A 15,911-nucleotide genomic window follows, 5' to 3' on the forward strand; every position below is an offset into this window, starting at 1 on the left:
ACGGCTACCTTGTTACGACTTCACCCCAGTCGCTGACCCTACCGTGGCCGGCTGCCCCCTTTCGGTTAGCGCACCGTCTTCAGGTAAAACCAACTCCCATGGTGTGACGGGCGGTGTGTACAAGGCCCGGGAACGTATTCACCGTGGCGTGCTGATCCACGATTACTAGCGATTCCAACTTCATGGGCTCGAGTTGCAGAGCCCAATCCGAACTGAGACGGCTTTTTGAGATTTGCGAAGGGTCGCCCCTTAGCATCCCATTGTCACCGCCATTGTAGCACGTGTGTAGCCCAGCCCGTAAGGGCCATGAGGACTTGACGTCATCCCCACCTTCCTCGCGGCTTATCACCGGCAGTCTCCTTAGAGTGCTCAACTAAATGGTAGCAACTAAGGACGGGGGTTGCGCTCGTTGCGGGACTTAACCCAACATCTCACGACACGAGCTGACGACAGCCATGCAGCACCTGTCTCCGGTCCAGCCGAACTGAAGAACTCCATCTCTGGAGTCCGCGACCGGGATGTCAAGGGCTGGTAAGGTTCTGCGCGTTGCGTCGAATTAAACCACATGCTCCACCGCTTGTGCGGGCCCCCGTCAATTCCTTTGAGTTTTAATCTTGCGACCGTACTCCCCAGGCGGAATGCTTAAAGCGTTAGCTGCGCCACTAGTGAGTAAACCCACTAACGGCTGGCATTCATCGTTTACGGCGTGGACTACCAGGGTATCTAATCCTGTTTGCTCCCCACGCTTTCGTGCCTCAGCGTCAGTATCGGGCCAGTGAGCCGCCTTCGCCACTGGTGTTCTTGCGAATATCTACGAATTTCACCTCTACACTCGCAGTTCCACTCACCTCTCCCGAACTCAAGATCTTCAGTATCAAAGGCAGTTCTGGAGTTGAGCTCCAGGATTTCACCCCTGACTTAAAGACCCGCCTACGCACCCTTTACGCCCAGTGATTCCGAGCAACGCTAGCCCCCTTCGTATTACCGCGGCTGCTGGCACGAAGTTAGCCGGGGCTTATTCTTGCGGTACCGTCATTATCTTCCCGCACAAAAGAGCTTTACAACCCTAGGGCCTTCATCACTCACGCGGCATGGCTGGATCAGGCTTGCGCCCATTGTCCAATATTCCCCACTGCTGCCTCCCGTAGGAGTTTGGGCCGTGTCTCAGTCCCAATGTGGCTGATCATCCTCTCAGACCAGCTACTGATCGTCGCCTTGGTGAGCCGTTACCTCACCAACTAGCTAATCAGACGCGGGCCAATCTTTCGGCGATAAATCTTTCCCCGTAAGGGCTTATCCGGTATTAGCACAAGTTTCCCTGTGTTGTTCCGAACCAAAAGGTATGTTCCCACGCGTTACTCACCCGTCTGCCGCTGACGTATTGCTACGCCCGCTCGACTTGCATGTGTTAAGCCTGCCGCCAGCGTTCGCTCTGAGCCAGGATCAAACTCTCAAGTTGGACTTGAAACTTTAAACCGGCTGATCACAACGTTTGACGAGGTCCCACCATATTTATCGCCCGCGATTCACATCGCTGACGACGATGGTGTAACCTATGTAAACGTGTACCGCCGAAGTCTTTCGTCCAGCCTCGAAAGATGAAAACCGAGGTTTTCAAATATTCGAGACTACGCAAGGACTCCGCCGTCCACGTTTCTCTTTCTTCATCTTCACTTGTCAAACAGCCCGGGATCACTGGGACCCCATCCTTCCACTGCTGGAAGGTTCCCGCACACCTCATCCGACGACAAATAACAACCGACTGTTATCGGCTGTTGAGTCACTCATCGTAATGAGGAGCTTACGGGGCGCGAAAAGATGCGTTGGCCTCGGGGGCCAATGCATCGCCGCGCTCAGTGGCCGGGTTATAGGCCCGCCCGATCGGGGTTGTCAACGCCCATCGTCAAGAAATTGTCGCATCACGTCGAAGAAATTTGCGACGCAGAGAAGTCCCTATATTTGGGGGCTTTGGCCGCACTAGAGCCACAATCCTGCGACGTTCTGGCTATTAGGTATGCATTGAATCATCGGATGCCAGTGGGGGCTGCCGGTGGACAACTACCCGGGACAGGCAATCTCAATGAACCCGTTGCCTTTCCCATGCGGCCGAGCAACTTCGAGAGATCTGCACACCATTGACGTTCGAGACTCCGGCCGATCTTCTTCTGGCCTCTGATTCACGAATCAATATGCGTGCGGCACGCCATGCTCCGGACTAGCGCCCTTTAAAGGGCGGAAACGTGGGATCGGATCGGGCGAGGGGTTTTATCGGATGTTGTTGGAATTCGGGGGGACACAGGGTTGAGCCAGAAGGCGCCACGCGGGAGCGGCTATGGACGCGAGACCGGGATCATTGATCTCGGTCACGAGCCGCCACTTTCCGTTGATGGTTCCGAGGCTGCGGTGATCGATCGCCGCCGTGTCTCCGTACAATGGTTTAGCGGCACTATCCTGACCGGTCTGTGCGGCGCGGCTCTCATCGGCGGCGCCGTTTTTGCGTCGCTCGACGGCGAAATGACCTTTGCCAAGGTGCCGGAGCGGGTCGAAGGCGCCTTGCGCGGGGCGTTCGGCGCCAACGATCGCACCGCCACCCTGCACAAGAGCGACCGCCTGCCGCCACCCGGCGAATCCACCGCCTCGCGCAACGTGATGCAGGTATCGACCGTCACCCGCGTCGGCAACCGCGACGTCATGCGGGTGCGCCCCTTCGTCCGCATCTCCGGCAATCTGTCGATGACGACGAGCGATCTCAGCTCAAAAATCCCGCCGTTCAATGCCCAGCGCATGCTGACCGATGTCGGCACCACGACCCAGGCGGCGTCCGAGGACCCGAACAACCCCGAAGCCGTCGAACCCGACGCCGAGGTTTCTTTCGTTACCAAGGATTTGGCGACGGTGCTGCCGAAGGCAAAACTGGCCGCTGTGGTCGCGCTCGACGAAGTTTTGATGCGGGTCCGCGATGCCGCGAACTGGCGCGGCTCGGGCGGCGTCCGCTACACCTCGCTAGCCAATGCCGCCGCCGACGCCAGCGGCGCCCAGTCCGATCTCAAGCTCGCCTATGCCACCGAAGGCAACGTTTCCGACCCCTATGCCGGCTTCGAGACCCGCGTGGTGCCGGAAAACGTCACCTTGCTGCCGAAGACCAAGGACCAGATCACCGGCGGCAATCCGTCCGGCGAACGCGTTCACACTGTGAAAAAGGGCGACAGTATCGCCTCGATCCTGCGCGACCAGGGCGCTACGCCCGATGAGGCCAGGGCGGTTGCGCTGACCCTTGGCCCCCGTGGCCGCGACGGCGGCCTGAAGGAGGGCCAGAAGGTCCGCATCCTGATGGCGCCCTCGGGGCTCGGCCCCACCGCCCGCCTGCAGCCCTATCGCGTGATCGTCGCCAACGACACCACTGTCGAAGCCGTGGCCGCGCTGTCGGACGTCGGCAAATACGTCGCCGTCGACGTGCAAAGCATGAATACCGTCGCCGAGGCCGCTACCGGCAAGGACGACGACGACGATGATGATGACGGCAGCGGCGTCCGGCTCTACCAGAGCATCTACGAGACCGCCCTGCGCAACAAGGTGCCGGCCGCCGTGATCGAGGACATGGTCCGCATCTACTCCTACGACGTCGACTTCCAGCGCAAGGTGCAGCCCGGCGACTCCTTCGACGTGTTCTTCGCCGGCGAGGGTGAAGGCACTGCCAACAACGAAAAGACCGAGGTGCTGTTCGCTTCCCTCACCGTCGGCGGCGAGACCAAGAAATATTATCGCTTCGTGACCCCCGACGATTCCGTCGTCGACTTTTACGACGAGACCGGCAAGAGCGCGAAGAAGTTCCTGGTGCGCAAGCCCGTCAACAACGCGATCATGCGCTCGGGCTTCGGCGGCCGCCGCCATCCGATCCTGGGCTATACCAAGATGCACACCGGCGTGGACTGGGCGACCCCCTACGGCACGCCGATTTTCGCCTCCGGTAACGGCGTGGTCGAGAAGGTCGGCTGGGAAGGCGGCTACGGCAAATATGTCCGCCTGAAACACAATAACGGCTACGAGACCGCCTACGGCCATATGTCGGCGTTTGCCAAGGGCATGGAGCCGGGCAAGCGCGTGCGCCAGGGCCAGGTGATCGGCTTCGTCGGATCGACGGGCATGTCGACCGGCGCCCACGTCCACTATGAAATCCTGGTCAATGGCCGCTTCGTCGATCCGATGCGCGTCAAGCTGCCGCGCGGCCGCTCGCTCGAAGGCGCCGTCATGGCGGGCTTCGAAAAAGAGCGTGACCGCCTCGATGTCCAGATGAACAACCGCGGCAGCGCAGCCCGTGTTTCCGAAGCCACCGGCGCCGGGCCACAGACGCGCCAAGTGAGCCGCTGAATCTGAGCCGCTGAACCTTCGATAAAATCTCGAGCCTCGGACACGGCGTCTCGCGCCGCGCGTGTCGGATTTATGGCGGCGACCACGCCGGTGCCCGACAGTTTCGTTTGCCAAACCGCCCGCCGCGACAAATACTGCCCCCATAAAAATTCGTGGGAGGAAGCGTCATGACGAGCAGGCTTGCACTCGCAACGACGGTTGCGGCGATCGTTCTTGGAAACACGGCCGCCGCATCGGCGCAGACCTACGAGGTCACCAAGCTGGTTCCGGGCTCGGCGTTCCATGGCGTGCACGGGCTCGGGATCGACAAGTCCGGCCGCCTGTTCGCCGGCAGCGTCGCCGGCGCCGCGCTCTACGAGGTCGATCGTGCGAACGGAACGGCAAAGATCGCGATCCCCTCCCCCGAAGGCATGGCCGACGACATCGCGTTTGCGCCCGACGGCACGATGGCGTGGACAGGCTTCCTCACCGGCGATCTCTACGCGCGCAAGGGCGACGGCCCGGTGAAGAAACTCGCCTCCGGCCTGCCCGGCATCAACTCGCTCGCCTTCCGCAAGGATGGCCGGCTGTACGCGACCCAGGTGTTTTTGGGCGACGCGCTCTATGAGATCGACGTCGAGGGCGTAAAACCGCCGCGCAAGATCATGGAGAAGATGGGCGGCCTCAACGGCTTCGAATTCGGACCCGACGACATGCTGTATGGCCCGTTGTGGTTCAAGGGCCAGGTCGCCAAAGTCGACGTCGACAAGGCCGAGCTTTCCGTGGTCGCCGACGGCTTCAAGATTCCGGCCGCGGTCAATTTCGATTCCAGGGGCAATCTCTTTGTAGTCGATACCGCGCTCGGCCAGTTGGTGCGGGTCGATCCGAAGACCGGCGCGAAGAAGATGGTCGCCCAGCTCAAGCCCTCGCTCGACAATCTCGCGATCGACGACAAGGACCGCATCTTCGTCTCCAACATGGCCGACAACGGCATCCAGGAGGTCGATCCGGAGACCGGCACTGCCAAGCAGGTCATCATCGGCAAGCTGTCGCTGCCCGGCGGCATCGGCGTGGTCTCCGATGGGGGCAAAGACACCATCTATATCGCCGATGTCTTCGCCTACCGCACCGTGGATGGCGCAACCGGCGAGGTCTCCGAGCCGGCCCGCATGCATGCCGATGGCGTGACGCTGGAATATCCGATGAGCGCCACCGCCAGCGGCGACGATGTGCTGCTGTCGAGCTGGTTCACCGGCACGGTGCAACTGATCGACCGCAAGACCGGCAAGACCAAGGAGATGCTGCACGACTTCAAGGCGCCGCACGACGCGGTCAAGCTCGGCGACGGCAGCATTCTGGTCAACGAACTCGGCAGCAAATCGCTGGTCCGTGCCTCAGGAGAGCACGGCAAGGACCGCACCGTCGTGCTGGGCGGCCTCGAGGGGCCGGTCGGGCTCGTCGCCGGATCGGGCGGCACGGTCTATCTGACGGAAGCCTTCGCCGGCCAGGTGTCGAAGGTCGAAGCCAACGGCGAAAAGACGGTGGTGGCGAAGGATCTCAAGGGCCCCGAGGGCATCGCGCTGGCGCCCGACGGCAAGCTGATCGTGGCCGAGGTCGGCGCCAAGCGGATCATCCAGATCGACCCGGCGAATGGCACCATCACCGAGATCGCCTCCAACCTGCCGATCGGACTACCGGCTGCACCCGGCGGACTGCCGAGCAACATCCCGACGGGCGTCGGCGTGGGGGCGACGGGGGTGATCTACTTCTCGTCGGATGTGGAGAATGCGATTTACAAGGTGGTGAGGAAGTAGCGGGCGTAAGGAGCGGCGAAGCAGGGCGCGAGAAGGACCTTACTCTGACTCCCGCGCAGTCTTCCAACCAACAAGCGCCGTCGGTCGCTTTCACGCGTGCCGTGAACTGGCCTCAAGGCAAGTCCGGTTCACGGCTCCCCGCGTATCACCAACGTCGCATCCGGAATCCTGACATTGTTCGAACTGGGGAATTTCGCGCCGAGATGCAATTTCATGTTCTGGATAAGTCCGATAACGCGCGATCGACTGTCGAAAAACTCGAGATCGTCCTTACCGAGCTTTAGTGCCTTGCCGGTCAGATTGATGCACCCGATGCTCATGAGAAATCCGGCGGCACAATGAATGAGGATACCGCTTCGCGAGCCAGTGCCTCCTACCCGGATCGAAGGCCAAGCTCTGGATTTCAATCCGCCCGGGTTCGCAAATCCAAATGTCCGATATCGATTTCGATCTCCCGCATGCGTGAATAGCGGGTAGGTCCCCTCTTCTAGACGCGCATGTCTCGAAACCCCGGTATTCGAATTGTCGCCGGGGCCCTGCCGCTCGACGGCGTTGCCATTTATCCCCTCGATTGGCTGCCGATCGAAAAATGCCTGATATTCACTGACGGTTCTCTTGAACCTTTGGCCGACTCGGCCCTGGACCCGCCTGCGCTCGATGCAAATGACATAGCCGCCGATATCGGGTGCCTTAATCGCCGCGTCACCAGCAGGTGGCGGAGGCGGCGGCGGCGGATTGTCCGGGTCGGCGACCGCGCGTTGGTAGGTGACGATCAGCGTAATGAGATCATTCTCTTCCGGAACTTCAACCACCTCCGCGCCGCTGTCGCGATAGTCCGCCGCCTGAGCAAGCGCCTCCGGCCTAGTCAGCCCGTTAACCGCGAAATCCTCCCTTGCGTCATCATCAGGATCGATTGCCGCCGGCGGGTCGATAACATCATTTGCATTGAGCTTTTGTCCCTGCCGCAACTGCGCCAGCACAAAGCAGGCGTCGCCGAACCATGCGGCAGCGCGATTGAGATGATCTAGGGTAGTCACAAGCCCCCAGGGATTATTTGGATTGATTGCGCCACGTTGCAAACTGCCGCGATTGTATCTCGCCGCAACCAGAATCGGGTCCAGCCCGGTCTTGTCTCTGTGGCGATTGATATCGTCGACACCCAACATGATATTGGTGTCGCCGTCATAGAGCGGGTTGTTGGAAGGCGCTATGTTGGGCTTGCTGTTAAAATGCGGCGGAATGTCCTGCGGCTCGAAAACCAGGTGGAGCGTCGAAATCACGTCTCGCGCGGTAGTCTCCAGAATCTGCATCGGTCCTGCGCTGTAGGACATTACCCCCTGCTCCCAGCGGAAGGTTTTCGGACCCGTAAAATTCACATTGCGAAACATCGCCGTCTCAACCCCGATCGTCATCACGATCAATTCGGGCGGAATCTGACGCGTCAGCGATGCGCTGAAGATTTCGGTACCGTAGATGGCGAGGATCGCCTCGACGGTGACGGGATTGCCGTCCGTCCGAAGCGGCTGCGGATTATTTTTTAGAAATACGCCGGTCGCGTCGTATCGCCAAGCCTGTCCGCCTTGGTCGTGAAAATCCGCACTGTCCATGCTCGGGGCGACGGCCCAATTCAGGGGCGCGCCCTGATTTCCCGAGAGACTATCGACCATAATGTCATTCTCCGAGTATCAGTTGGCTGGAACCAGGCGCCCGGTGCTCCTTGCATCATTCAGGACGGTCGAAAGCTTCCTGCGTATTGTGGCGTCGAGGCTATTCCTGCTGATGATGATGACCTCGGGACTCGCCGCCATAGCTATGGCTCTTGCTGCCAGTTTGTCCCTCATCGCCTGCGGACCAAGCTCCGCATCCGACTTCAGCGCGTCCACGAGCACCGCGTTCAAACCAACGAGTTGATCCTTTCGCGATTTGCGAAGCAAATTGGCCGGGCACAGGAAATCGACAAGCGTCTCGGCCGAATCGTCGACCACGGGCATGCAAGTTTTCGCTACGGGTGCGTCGTCCCGGCCGCCGGAAGCAGGAGGTGGCGTGACCGCGACGCCGCGTCTGCCGCCTCCGCCGACGCGGGCCGGCTCCGCTGGTATCGTTGCATCACGGATGATCGCGGCACGCACCGCGGGCGGCGCCTGCGTGACCTCCTGTTTCAGTTCCCTAGTGTTAGTTTCCTTGATGCCGACGGTGGTCGAAGCGTCGGTCACGCCAGTCGTCAGCGTTCCTGCGCTATAATAATCCTCCACGTCGGACAGGGCGGCGGAAAGCGGGTAGTCGGACACGCTCTTGATCAATTTCGCGGAAATATCCGCGGCAATCAGATTCCGGCTTGCCCGCATCTGCTTCTGGATCGTCCTGATGGACTGGGCCAAAAGGATGTCATTGTTGTAATGGCCGTTCGCCGCGAGGGTCGCGGTGGAGAGACCGCTCAGAACCGACTTGGTCACGACCGGCGTAAACAATGTAGAGGCCGTGCCCAGCGTGCCTGCCGCCACCAGCGTCCCGAAATTGACCTCCTGCCCTTCCCGCGTCAGCGCATTCTCATACTGCGTGTACTGAACATCGACCGCGTACATCCGCTGCGCGATTATTTCGTTCCTGATCAGGCGTGCCTGGGCTGGGGCCGAGAAAACATTGATACCGTACAGTCGGACCAGTTCTTCCTGCGTAGTTCTCACCACCTCCATTTCGGTGGCGACGGGATAAAGTCGCACAGGCGTTCCGGTCGACGGGAGACAGCCCGACAGCGCGAACGCCGCCGCAACAGCGGCGGCCAGCTTCGAGTAAAGGAAAAAACCGTGCTTTTGAGCGGTCTTCATGTCCGGTCCGATCAGGCCGCAGGGGGCAACAGCTTTAGTGCTATTGCGAGGCGCTTGGTCGTTTCCCCCTCTTTATCGCCGGGCTGCTCAATCTTGTGGACAAAGATCGATACGGCCGTTGAGAGCGAGTCAGACGCCTTGAACGCCGACACCTTGTTCGCCTCCTGAATGATAAGCGCAATATTTGTCGCCGGATCCTTCAATGCTTCGACCGACTTGCCATCACCCACGCCGCCGCCCAGCCTATTCAATTGAAACAGACCGACACTGTCCTCTTTGGGCGGATTGTTATTTCGCGAATTGGGGTTCAGCCCCGACTCGGCGATGGCATTCGCCAAAGCCGCCGCTTGCTGAAACGTATTGTAATCAGCCGCCTTGAATGCGGTGATGATTTGAAGCGCTATCGGTTTCTTGGCCGCGCTAATCGAGTCGAGCTTGATATCGCCAGCAAGGACACCGAGATCCAGGCCGTCAAGAATGGCGTCCTCAGCCGGTTCAATCAAGTCTTTCGTATTGTCGAGTGCGCCCTGGAGCGTCTTGCCGGCAGGTGGGGTATCTTTCGGCCAAAGCGCATAGAGTTCGTCCGGACTGGGAAACCGGCCCCTGTGCGTCTTCAAGAATTGGGCTTGGGCGCGAAACGTCTGCAGCGCAGCGAAAGTGCATTGCATTCTCGTGCTGTTGATGTCGTCCGGCTGCAACGCAATCAAAAACTGCGGTTCTGTTCCATTCTGATTCCAGTCGGCCTGGGTTCGCCGGAAGCACCCGACGCGATCGCCGTCCTTGTCGTCCGAGATTCCCGAAAGCAGATCTGCAACCGCAACCAAATAGTGCGGATTGACGCCGACCATCAAGGCTTGCTCCACGCACATTTGGGCAAAATTATCGCGAACAATCGCCATCTGTAACCTCGCTGCAGTCGCGCAAAAACTACGAACAGTCTCGTACCTTATTGTCGTTTTCGTCCTGCATAATGTTGACGTCCCGCCTGGAAAGCATATTGGCCGGGACTGAAGGGTCTTTTCTGTTTATCTTGTTGAGATGATTGATTACCCGTGTGCGAAACTGAGCTGAGAATTTTCCATCTTCGTCGAGGCAGACGACGCGTTGCAACTGCTTGATCACGCTCGGCAAGAGGCGCTGCTCGACGAAGCCGGTGCCCTGCGGAACGATCACTGGCAGTTGAGGAGGCGGAGATATGGGGGTTGTCACATCGCGCAGAACTTCAGCGCGCTGACTGAGCGGCGCTTGGTTGACCGCTCGCTTTACGAATTTGGAATCGTCTTCCTTGATGCCAACAGTTGTTGACGTATCGATAACGCCGGTCGTCAGCGTCCCCGCGTTGTAATAGTCCTCGACATCCGACAGGGCAGCCGAGAGCGGATATTCGGTCACGCTCTGGATCAGTTTCGCGGAAATATTGGAAGCGATCAGATTGCGGCTGGCCCGCATCTGCTTTTGAATTGTCCTAATGGTTTGGGCCATCAGTATTTCGCTGTCGTAATGCCCCTTTCCCGCAAGAGTGACCGTCGACAAGCCGCTCAGAACGGACTTGGTGACCACGGGCGTAAACAGCGTGGATGCTGTGCCGAGCGCCCCGGCCGCGGTAAGCGTTCCAAAGTTGACCTCCTGACCTTCCCTGGTCAGAGCATTTTCATACTCGGTATATTGAACGTCGACCGCGTACATACGCTGCGCGATGATCTCGTTTCTGATCAGCCGCGCTTGAGAAGGCACGGAAAAAACCGACATATTATATCGATTGACCAGGTCTTCCTGCGTCGCTCGAACGACGTCCATTTCCGCAACGACGGGGTAAAGCCGCTCAGGCGTCCTCGTCGATGGAAGGCAGCCGGCCATCGCTAGCGATACCGCAAGCACCGAAAAAAGCTTTGCACAAAGCAAAACGCCACGCGGCGGCAAAAGCAAAAAAGCCGCCGTGTGCACGATCGCAGCCGGCCCATCGCGGCGAGCACGAGCGAAGTCGCGGCCCCGCGAAGCTTTCGCTCGCGGCGGTTGGCTTTTGTTAGTTGGGTGGGCTCCACGCACGCGATATCTCTCAATGCTCAGGTTTTGATGGTTCAATGTCCAAACGCTCCGGCCGGTCATGCTCGCCGGCTGCTGCATCCAAATTGGAGGCGACAATCGCGAAGGCGCGCTGCACATCGTCGACCACGTCGCGCCGGCTGGTGTTGATGTTGCGAACCAGGACCCGCCAACGCGCCTGTTCCCTGGCATCGGCGCTTTCACGCCAAAAGCGCAGAATGAAAACCTGATCGAGCAATGGTCGTTGTGAATCCATGCGGCGACGGTCGCATGGCCCGAACTCGGGACCATCCTGCGATCGTTCGGGAATTGTCGTCGTTCGCTCACGGCCGGTCCACGATCCGCTGCCCGGCGGATCGGCTGCGGATCACGGCGAAGTCACGGTGCGCCCAGGGAAAGCCACGGGCTTCGCCCTGGCGGGGTTTTGTCGAGGGTGTGAGTGTGGAGTTGCCGGGTGACGCTGCCGTCCGAGGCCGGGACGGCCAGACCAGCGCTCAAACTGCAAAAATCTGCTTCTCGTCGCGGCCGATCAGACGCGCGCGCAGATGCTGGGCGTTTTCGGCATTATGCAGGTCCCTGATCTCTTCGATGATCGCGCGTGTCGCCGGAAGCGGCGAAATGCCGAGTTCTTTCCGGATCAGGCCGATCCAATGATCGTAGTACCTGATGGCATCGATTCGTCTTTCATCGAGCGCGAGCAGGGTCAGGAGGTGCCGAACCAGCTCTTCGCGGTAAGGATCGAAGCGCAGCGCATGACGGGCGAGCCGGATCGCATCGTGGTAGTAGTTGCAAAGCCCGAGATGACGAACCATGATCAGGGCCGACTGGATGAAAAGGGAGTGAAGCCGCTCGCGTTCTTCCAAAATCCATTCGGCATCCTCGCCGTCCAGAAACGGCCCCTCGTACCGATACAGAACCGCGAGAATCTCCTTCATTCTCGATGGCTCCGGATGGGCCTCGGAGCCACCGAGCGTGGTCCGCGCGGCGTGAAGCAAGGCCCAGGTGTCAACGTCCAGCCACGGCGTCTTCTCAAGAATGGTCTCCGGGCCAACAGTCCTCAAACTGTGGCCTTCCTGGTATTCGGGAGATGATGCAAGCAACTTCCGCAGCCGCCAGACCGCGGAGTTCATGGCTCGGCGACCCTTCTCGGTATCAAGCTCCGGCCAAAACAAGTCGATAAGCCGCTCACGGCGATGCGGGCGATCCGGAAACGTGAACAGGAAGCCAGCCAATCGCCGCCCCGCTGGGCCGAGATCCGACCAAATCTGTTCGTTACTACTGGTAACTCGACTGGCGCCGAACAAACTAACGGTCAACACGGCCGCCCCCTTCCGCGCGAACACAACTAAAGAGCACCACCTAAAAATGTCGTTCTGGCTTTCAGCCAGCTCAGCTCAAATTGCAGCCTCAACTTAAAATTGTCGATCTTAAAGAAAGCGCGCGAAGTCAGGTTTCCCCAACAGTCCAAACCAACGCCGGCTCCGACGATACCCGCACGCATCGCACGCTGCCCGCAAGGCCTTCGGGATTGTGGCGACGAGGTGCGAAGTTGTTCAAGAAGAATCTTACACTCAAGGCGAGATGACGCGATGCGTGCGGCTTTTCCACAACACCCTTTTCCCGTGCGGCAACCTCACACACAGCGGGATTGCGGTATCGGGGGATGCCCTGTCCGAGCATCAACGCATCGCGTTTTCCATTCCCACCGCCTCCAACTTTCACGAGCGGCGGCGGAACGGAATGGGGGTGGACTGTTTGAAGTGATTGGCAAGCCCTCGATGGAGGAGTGTCATGGCAAGCCTGTCAGGATCTCTGCGCATTACCCGCGACGACGTCATCAAGGCGATCGGTGCTGTCGACGATGTGACCATCGCCCAGATCATCGCTACCGGTGCGACCGCTGAGGAGTTGGCCGAGGCCCGGGCCTGGATGACCAATGATGAGCCGATGGTGAATTCAGGCAGGCCGCTGGCGACGGGGCGGGCTCGCGAGCTCGTCGATATTCTCGCCGAACTCGAGCCGGATGATGACGATGACCACGAGGCCGGGTTTTCCACAGGGCCTTCCATCATCCAAGGGTAAGATGCTCCGGCGCGGCGCGCGCCGGAGCGAATCATTTAGGTCAGTTCAGCTTACGCTTCGGCACCGGCGTTTCGAACTGCGCGATCTCGGCGGTCTGCGGCGCTTGGCCGTTGAAGGTCAGCACGTTGCCTTCGCTCGAGATCACGACATGATCGCCGTCGGCGATTTCGCCGGCGAGGATCATCTCGGCCATCGGATCCTGCAGATGGCGCTGGATCACCCGCTTCAAAGGCCTCGCGCCATAGGCGGGGTCCCAGCCCTTTGCGGCGAGCCAGTCACGCGCCGCGGCATCCAGCGTCAGCGTGATCTTGCGATCCTCCAGCAGCTTCTGCAGGCGCGTGAACTGGATCTCGACGATCCGGCCCATCTCGCTCTTCTGCAGGCGGTGGAACAGGATGATCTCGTCGACGCGGTTGAGGAATTCGGGCCGGAAATGCGCCCGCACCATCCCCATCACCTGCTCGCGCACCGCTGAGGTATCCTCGCCCTCCGGCTGGTTCACCAAGAATTCCGAACCGAGGTTCGAAGTCATGATGATCAGCGTGTTGCGGAAGTCGACGGTACGGCCCTGGCCGTCGGTCAGGCGGCCGTCGTCGAGCACCTGCAGCAGTACGTTGAAGACGTCGGGATGCGCCTTTTCGATCTCGTCGAACAGCACGACCTGATAGGGCCTGCGCCGCACCGCTTCGGTGAGCGCCCCGCCCTCGTCATAGCCGACATAGCCGGGAGGCGCGCCGATCAGCCGCGACACCGAATGCTTCTCCATGTATTCGGACATGTCGAGGCGGACCATCGCGGTCTCGTCGTTGAACAGATACTCCGCCAGCGCTTTTGTCAGCTCAGTCTTTCCGACGCCGGTCGGACCCAAGAACATGAACGAGCCCATCGGGCGGTTCGGGTCCTGCAGGCCGGCGCGCGAACGGCGCACGGCGGTCGCCACGGCACGCACGGCTTCGGCCTGGCCGACCACGCGCCGGCCGAGCTGGTCCTCCATCTTCAGCAACTTGTCCTTTTCGCCTTCCAGCATCTTGTCGACGGGAACGCCGGTCCAGCGCGACACCACCTGCGCGATGTGGTTGGCGGTCACCGCCTCCTCCATCATCTCGCCGGGGTTTTCGTTGGCCTCGATGGATTCGAGCTTCTTCTCCAGTTCCGGAATCTTGCCATAGGCGAGTTCGCCCGCGCGCTGGAATTCACCGCGGCGTTGCGCGTTCGCCAGCTCGATGCGCAAGGCATCAAGCTCGCTTTTCAACTTCTGCGCATCGGAGAGCTTGTTCTTCTCCGCGCTCCAGCGCGCCGTCAGCGCCGCCGACTTCTCCTCGAGGTCGGCCAGTTCCTTTTCCAGCGCCTGCAGGCGGCTTTTGGAGCCGATATCGGTTTCCTTCTTCAGCGCCTCCTGCTCGATCTTCAGCCGGATGATTTCCCGATCCATCAAATCGAGCTCTTCGGGCTTGGAATCGACCTGCATCTTCAGCCGCGCCGAAGCCTCGTCCATCAGGTCGATCGCCTTGTCGGGCAGGAAACGGTCGGTGATGTAGCGGTTCGACAGCGTGGTCGCGGCCACCAGCGCGGAATCGGTGATCCGAACGCCGTGATGCTGCTCGTATTTATCCTTCAGGCCGCGCAGGATCGAGATCGTGTCCTCGACCGTCGGCTCGGAGACGAACACCGGCTGGAAGCGCCGCGCCAGCGCGGCGTCCTTTTCGACATGCTTGCGGTATTCGTCGAGCGTGGTGGCGCCGATGCAATGCAGTTCGCCCCGGGCCAATGCGGGCTTCAGCAGGTTGGACGCGTCCATCGCGCCGTCGGCCTTGCCGGCGCCGACCAGCGTGTGCATCTCGTCGATGAACAGGATGATCGAGCCTTCGGCGGTGGTGACTTCCTGCAGCACGGCCTTCAGCCGCTCCTCGAACTCGCCGCGGTATTTGGCGCCCGCAATCAGGGCGCCCATGTCGAGCGAGAGGAGCTTCTTGTCTTTCAGGCTTTCCGGCACGTCGCCATTGAGGATGCGCAGCGCCAGGCCCTCGACGATGGCGGTCTTGCCGACGCCGGGCTCGCCGATCAGCACGGGGTTGTTCTTGGTGCGGCGGGAGAGCACCTGGATGGTGCGGCGGATTTCCTCGTCGCGGCCGATCACGGGGTCGAGCTTGCCGTCGCGCGCGGCCTGCGTCAGGTCGCGGGCATATTTCTTCAGCGCGTCATAGGCATTTTCGGCCGTCGCGTTATCGGCGGTCCGGCCCTTGCGCAGCGCTTCGATCGCCGAATTGAGGTTTTGCGGCGTGACGCCACCCTTAGCCAGAATGCTGCCGGCCTCATTGCCCTTCTCGAGCGTCAGCCCAAGCAGCAATCGCTCAACCGTGACAAAGCTGTCGCCGGCCTTCTCGGCTGCCTTTTCCGCGGCATCGAAGGCGCGCGCCATATCGGGGGCGAGATAGATCTGCCCGGCGCCGCTTCCCGAGACCTTTGGCAACTTCTTGAGCGCGTCCTCGGTCGCCTTGAGAATGGCGCGGGAATTACCGCCGGCGCGGTCGATCAGGCCGCCGGCCAGCCCCTCGCTGTCATCCAGCAGAACTTTAAGCATATGCAGCGACGAAAACTGCTGATGTCCGTCGCGCACGGCAAGCGATTGCCCAGACTGGATGAAGCCGCGCGCCCGCTCGGTGTATTTTTCAATATTCATATCGTTTGCTTTCCCTCGGCCTGCCGTCCCCACCCCTGAGGCATGATTACGGCATCTTCATTGGGGTATCCGCGGACCCATTGATATTTCTCAATCGGCCGCGGGTCGTCGCCCTGTTTG

10 protein-coding genes and 1 rRNA gene (1 of these 11 running past the window's edge) are annotated in these 15,911 nt (G+C 60.4%); 3 read left to right on the forward strand and 8 right to left on the reverse strand.

Annotated features, from left to right (window positions below; all coding sequences use genetic code 11):
- A 16S ribosomal RNA gene (locus ACPPVP_RS38870) occupies nt 1-1,459 on the reverse strand; it reaches 30 nt to the left of the window's first position.
- A gap of 842 nt (nt 1,460-2,301) precedes the next feature.
- Here ACPPVP_RS38870 and ACPPVP_RS38875 point away from each other — a divergent pair.
- Both ACPPVP_RS38875 and ACPPVP_RS38880 read left to right on the forward strand, forming a co-directional pair.
- Nucleotides 2,302-4,368 carry a peptidoglycan DD-metalloendopeptidase family protein gene (locus ACPPVP_RS38875; RefSeq protein WP_426528812.1) on the forward strand — a complete coding sequence of 689 codons (2,067 nt, stop codon included), beginning with the start codon at nt 2,302-2,304 and terminating at the stop codon, nt 4,366-4,368.
- A gap of 167 nt (nt 4,369-4,535) precedes the next feature.
- On the forward strand, nt 4,536-6,161 hold the full coding sequence (locus tag ACPPVP_RS38880) for a hypothetical protein (RefSeq protein WP_426528813.1): 1,626 nt from the start codon (nt 4,536-4,538) through the stop codon (nt 6,159-6,161).
- Between the two features lie 128 nt (nt 6,162-6,289).
- Here ACPPVP_RS38880 and ACPPVP_RS38885 read toward each other — a convergent pair whose 3' ends face one another.
- The 6 genes from ACPPVP_RS38885 to ACPPVP_RS38910 form a co-directional block, all read right to left on the reverse strand.
- Nucleotides 6,290-7,828 (reverse strand): hypothetical protein, encoded by a 1,539-nt coding sequence (locus tag ACPPVP_RS38885; RefSeq protein ID WP_426528814.1) that lies wholly within the window; start codon nt 7,826-7,828, stop codon nt 6,290-6,292.
- Between the two features lie 18 nt (nt 7,829-7,846).
- A complete protein-coding gene (locus tag ACPPVP_RS38890) occupies nt 7,847-8,986 on the reverse strand; it encodes a hypothetical protein (RefSeq protein WP_426528815.1) in 1,140 nt (379 codons plus the stop codon).
- A gap of 11 nt (nt 8,987-8,997) precedes the next feature.
- Nucleotides 8,998-9,885 carry a phage tail tip lysozyme gene (locus tag ACPPVP_RS38895; protein WP_426528816.1) on the reverse strand — a complete coding sequence of 296 codons (888 nt, stop codon included), beginning with the start codon at nt 9,883-9,885 and terminating at the stop codon, nt 8,998-9,000.
- A 28-nt stretch (nt 9,886-9,913) separates the two neighbouring features.
- Complete coding sequence (locus tag ACPPVP_RS38900; RefSeq protein ID WP_426528817.1) at nt 9,914-11,068, reverse strand: hypothetical protein; 1,155 nt, start codon at nt 11,066-11,068, stop codon at nt 9,914-9,916.
- A complete protein-coding gene (locus ACPPVP_RS38905) occupies nt 11,043-11,267 on the reverse strand; it encodes a hypothetical protein (RefSeq protein WP_426528818.1) in 225 nt (74 codons plus the stop codon). The genes ACPPVP_RS38900 and ACPPVP_RS38905 overlap by 26 nt, the downstream gene beginning before the upstream one ends.
- Before the next feature lie 256 nt (nt 11,268-11,523).
- A complete protein-coding gene (locus ACPPVP_RS38910) occupies nt 11,524-12,348 on the reverse strand; it encodes an AfsR/SARP family transcriptional regulator (protein WP_426528819.1) in 825 nt (274 codons plus the stop codon).
- A gap of 472 nt (nt 12,349-12,820) precedes the next feature.
- Here ACPPVP_RS38910 and ACPPVP_RS38915 point away from each other — a divergent pair, with 472 nt between their 5' ends.
- Nucleotides 12,821-13,111 (forward strand): hypothetical protein, encoded by a 291-nt coding sequence (locus tag ACPPVP_RS38915; protein ID WP_426528820.1) that lies wholly within the window; start codon nt 12,821-12,823, stop codon nt 13,109-13,111.
- A gap of 40 nt (nt 13,112-13,151) precedes the next feature.
- On the opposite strand, the gene clpB is transcribed toward ACPPVP_RS38915, so the two are convergent.
- Entirely contained in the window at nt 13,152-15,791 is a 2,640-nt protein-coding gene (gene clpB, locus ACPPVP_RS38920) for an ATP-dependent chaperone ClpB (RefSeq protein ID WP_426528821.1), read from the reverse strand.
- Nucleotides 15,792-15,911: the final 120 nt, after the last annotated feature.

The sequence above is a fragment of the Bradyrhizobium sp. McL0615 genome (genome assembly GCF_049993905.1).
Taxonomy (GTDB): domain Bacteria; phylum Pseudomonadota; class Alphaproteobacteria; order Rhizobiales; family Xanthobacteraceae; genus Bradyrhizobium.